Genomic DNA, 3,376 nt, shown 5'->3' on the forward strand with positions numbered 1-3,376 from the left:
GCTGGTGCTGCATGCGAGCCAGACCGGCCAGGCCGAGGAGATCGCCTGGCAGACCGCCAAGGCGCTGCACCTGGCCGGCATGCCGGTGCGCGTGGCCGCGCTCGGCGAGATCGATCGCGAGGCCTTGCGCGGCGCGCGGCATGCGCTGTTCATCGCCAGCACCTACGGCGAAGGGGATGCGCCCGACAGCGCCGCGCCGTTCGCGCGCGACTTGATGGCGGCCGATGGCGGCGGTCTCGACCTGTCCTCGCTCGAGGTCGGCGTGCTGGCGCTGGGCGATTCGACCTACACGCACTTCTGCGGCTTCGGCCGTGCGCTCGATGCCTGGCTGCGCGAACGCGGCGCGCGGCCGATGTTCGACCGCATCGAAGCCGACCGCGCCGACGAACACTCGCTCGCGTCCTGGCGCCAACGGCTCAGCCACCTCGCGGGCACGGCTGATCTCGCCGAATGGGAGATGCCGGTCTTCACGCCGTGGCGTCTGCGCGCGCGGCGACATCTGAATCCGGGCAGCCAGGGCGGACCGGTGTTCCATCTGGAACTGACGCCGGCGGACGGCTCGCCGCTCCCGGCGTGGGAAGCAGGTGACCTCGTGCAGGTGAGCGTCGCGGCCGATGGCGCGCAAGGCGTCGACGGCACCGGCACTGGCAGCGGCAGCGATGCGCACCGGCCGCGCGAGTACACGATCGCCTCGGTGCCCACCGACGGGCGCGTCGAGTTGATGGTCCGCCGCACCGCGCGCGAGGACGGCACGCCGGGACTCGCCTCCGGCTGGCTGACCGGAGGGGCGCCGCTCGACGGCACCGTGGCGATGCGCCTGCGCGCGCATGCGAGCTTCCGCATCGGCGCGAACGCCGATCGCAAGTTGATCCTCATCGGCAACGGCACCGGGCTGGCGGGACTGCGTGCGCATCTGAAAGCACGCGCGGCGACCCGCATGGACAAGACGAACGCGCCCGCGTGGCTGCTCTTCGGCGAGCGTCAGTCGGCGCACGACGCGCACTACCGCGACGAGATCGAGGCCTGGCAGCGCGACGGCCTGATCGCCCACGCGGACTGGGCCTTCTCGCGAGACCAGGCCGAGCGCGTGCATGTGCAGCATCTGCTCGAGCGGCACGCACAACGGCTGCGCGAGTGGATCGCGGACGGCGCGGCGCTCTACGTCTGCGGCAGTCTGCAAGGCATGGCCGGCGCGGTCGACGCGGTGCTGCGCGAGACGCTAGTCGATGCCGATGTCGACGGCCTCATCCGCGACGGCCGCTACCGCCGCGACGTCTACTGAGCACGTCGTCGACGATGCGCGCACGACGCGATGACCGCGGGGAACCCCGTAGGTGAAGACCTGCGGCGCGCGTAGGACACGCGGAGATTGATGCGCGCCTGCGACAAACACGGGGGACGACGTTGACTTCGAGGCCGTTTCCCCCCCGGTAAAGCCTTCTCAATGACAGAGGTGCGCAGTACCATTGCCCGCGCAGGGTGCCATCGAGTACCGAAGGCGTCAGACCTTCACCAGGGCCCGGCACATCAACAACCCTTGATGGAGAGAATCGAAATGGCAACTGCGAAGAAGGCTGCGCCCGCCAAGAAGGCGGCACCGGCCAAGAAGGCGGCTCCGGCGGCGAAGAAGGCCGCCGCTCCCGCGAAGAAGGCGGCACCGGCGAAGAAGGCCGCGCCCGCGACGAAGGCGGCAGCTCCTGCGAAGAAGGCTGCCGCCCCCGCGAAGAAGCGCACCCCCAACGCCGCCTTCATGAAGGCCCTGACCCCCAGCGCCGCGCTGGCCGCGATCGTCGGCGACAAGCCGCTGCCGCGCACCGACGTGGTGAAGAAGGTCTGGGAATACATCAAGAAGCACAACCTGCAGGACCCGGCGCAGAAGCGCGTCATCAACGCCGACGCCAAGCTGAAGGAAATCTTCGGCAAGGCCAAGGCCGACATGTTCGAGATGACCCGTCTGATCAACAGCCACCTGAAGGATTGAGCGGCCGGGGCCGAGAGGCTCTTCCGCATTCCGGACAAGGCCCGCCTCGCGCGGGCTTTTTTGCGTCCGGGCTCCGTGCGCGATCGCGAGCGGTTCAGAGCCGCTCGAGCGCCGCGCGCAACTGACGCACGTCGATCGGCTTGAGCCAGTAGTCCTGGAAGCCGGCGGCCCGCGCGCGCTGCCGCTGGTCGTCCATCACGTCGGCGGACAGTGCGATGCAGCGCAGCGTGGCGAACCGCGGTTCGGCGCGCACCAGGGCCATCAGCTGCAGCCCGTTCATGTCGGGCAGGTTCATGTCCATCAGCACCAGCGAGGGCGTCACGCGCGACAGCGCGTCCATCGCCTGCGCACCCGTTTCGGCGATGTCCAGGGTCCAGCCGGGCATCAGCCGGAACACCTCTTCCATCAGCACGATGTTGATGCGGTCGTCCTCGACGTAGAGGACGTGACGGGCGGCGGCGGAGGGGGACGACATGGCGATGGCGGGCAGGGGAGACGAAACGATAACAGCGAATCTCCGGGGCGGCAGCGTTGTCCATGCGGGCGGTGCTTCTACCCCGTCTGTGCGAACTGTGAGACCGGTGTGACAAAAACCACGCGCAAGCACACCCCCGGCTGAGGGGGAGGGCCAGGAGCGACGGGGGTTCGCTCCCTACACTGCCGACCAATTCCTGTCACATCCCGTGATTCAAGCCCACGGATGGATACAGGAAAGACTGCCGGCAAGGCCTGACCCCGACGAGGTGTTCTCACGGAGGCGGCCGCCGAATAAAGAGACCTGTCATGTCGTTGGTGGCCGCATTCGCGTTGGCCGCGTCCACGGTGACGCTGCCGAACTGTTCCTGGGACCGACCCGGGGTGAATCCCTTCATGGGGGATCTGGTTGCGGCCGTGGACCGGTACAAGGACATCCCGGCGGCCACGCGCGCCAAGCTCAAGACCCGCATGGCGGCGCGCCAGTACGACGAGATCGTCGACATCCATCGCGACAGCATCGTCGGCCGCTACGACTACGGCACCGAGATCCGCGACATGCACTTCGGCGCCGGATCGGTCTGCAAGACCGTCACCCGCGGCAAGTGGACCGCACAGACCCTGGAGCGCGGCCTCGTGTACTGCGAGGACGGTCAGTGCATCCTGGTGCCGACGGTCTGCCGCAACGTGAGCCGGATCTCGCGCGGCAACCTGAAGCCGCCCGCGGGCGGCGCCCAGACGGCGAAGAACGAGGACGATCCGCTGATGTTCGAACCGCCGGCGGCCGGTGCCGCGGACGGCGGCGCGGGCGATCCGGGCAGCTTCGCGCGCACGGCCGGCCTCCCGCCGACGGCGACTTCCGATACCAGCCTGGTTGCGCCCACCCCGGGCAGCAGCAGCGGTGGCGCGGGCGGTGGCGGC

The 3,376-nt window shown here is 69.3% G+C and carries 4 protein-coding genes; 3 read left to right on the forward strand and 1 reads right to left on the reverse strand.

What is annotated here, in order from left to right; all coding sequences use genetic code 11:
• The coding region (locus VF536_RS17255) for a sulfite reductase subunit alpha (RefSeq protein WP_331616093.1) at positions 1–1,282 on the forward strand (1,282 nt) is incomplete at its 5' end.
• A gap of 273 nt (positions 1,283–1,555) precedes the next feature.
• Positions 1,556–1,981: an SWIB/MDM2 domain-containing protein gene (locus tag VF536_RS17260; protein WP_331616094.1), complete on the forward strand. Its 426-nt coding sequence runs from the start codon at positions 1,556–1,558 to the stop codon at positions 1,979–1,981.
• A 94-nt stretch (positions 1,982–2,075) separates the two neighbouring features.
• Here VF536_RS17260 and VF536_RS17265 read toward each other — a convergent pair whose 3' ends face one another.
• Positions 2,076–2,456 (reverse strand): response regulator, encoded by a 381-nt coding sequence (locus tag VF536_RS17265; RefSeq protein WP_296730760.1) that lies wholly within the window; start codon positions 2,454–2,456, stop codon positions 2,076–2,078.
• A gap of 308 nt (positions 2,457–2,764) precedes the next feature.
• Between VF536_RS17265 and VF536_RS17270 the strand changes: the two genes are divergently transcribed.
• Positions 2,765–3,376, forward strand: a 612-nt coding sequence (locus tag VF536_RS17270) for an MHFG family PEP-CTERM protein (protein ID WP_331616095.1), incomplete at its 3' end; no start/stop codon positions are given.

This window comes from Roseateles sp. (assembly GCF_036486225.1).
Taxonomy (GTDB): Bacteria; Pseudomonadota; Gammaproteobacteria; order Burkholderiales; family Burkholderiaceae_C; genus Roseateles.